The sequence below is a fragment of the Actinoplanes sp. ATCC 53533 genome, from assembly GCF_003947245.1.
In genome coordinates, this window is the sequence record NZ_QHHV01000601.1 from 1 (window position 1) to 639 (window position 639).

Annotated in this window: 1 protein-coding gene; it reads right to left on the reverse strand. The window is 68.5% G+C overall.

The window, feature by feature from the left end; translation table 11 throughout:
* Positions 1–624, reverse strand: a 624-nt coding sequence (locus tag DMB66_RS60235) for a winged helix-turn-helix domain-containing protein (protein ID WP_148112995.1), incomplete at its 3' end; no start/stop codon positions are given.
* Positions 625–639: the final 15 nt, after the last annotated feature.

Here is a 639-nt window from a genome sequence, read left to right on the forward strand (position 1 = left end):
CGGCGATGCCCGGTGCATCCGCACCTCAACGGTGGTGGAGCGGACTAGGCCGAGGTCGCCCAGCTCGGCGACCTGGTCGATGATGCCGTCTGCGGCGCGGCGGGTGATCCGCTCGGCGCGTTCCCGCACGGCCGGATCATCGGCCTGCGTCTCAGCGCGTGCGGGCAACGCCATCGGCACCGTCATGTCGGAGATCAGAACCCGTACGGCGATTGTCTCGGGGGCAAGCCGGCCGCTGCGCACCTTGTCGAGGGCTTCGGCGACCGCGTCTCGCAGTGTCTCGCCGGAGAATCCCGCGAAGTCGATCGTGACGTGCGGTCGCTCAAAGGCGGCTTCGATGTGCGGCCGCAACTCCACCGCGAGCTGCGTCTGTGCGCGGACAAATGCGCCGCTGCCTTGCCGGGTCACGATCAACCGTTCGGTGCGAAGGATCTCTAGCGCGCGTTTCACCGTCTCCCGTGCCACGCCGTAGCGGGTGGCGAGGTCGGGCTGCGACGGGAGCTTGTCGCCCGGCTCGAGGCGACGCGTGAGGATGGCCGCGCGCAGCTTGTTGGCGATCTGCTGCGACGCCTGCTTCGGGTCATCGGGGTCTAGCTGGCCAAGGAAGTCAAGGTTCTCGGTCACCGCTACACGGTAGCG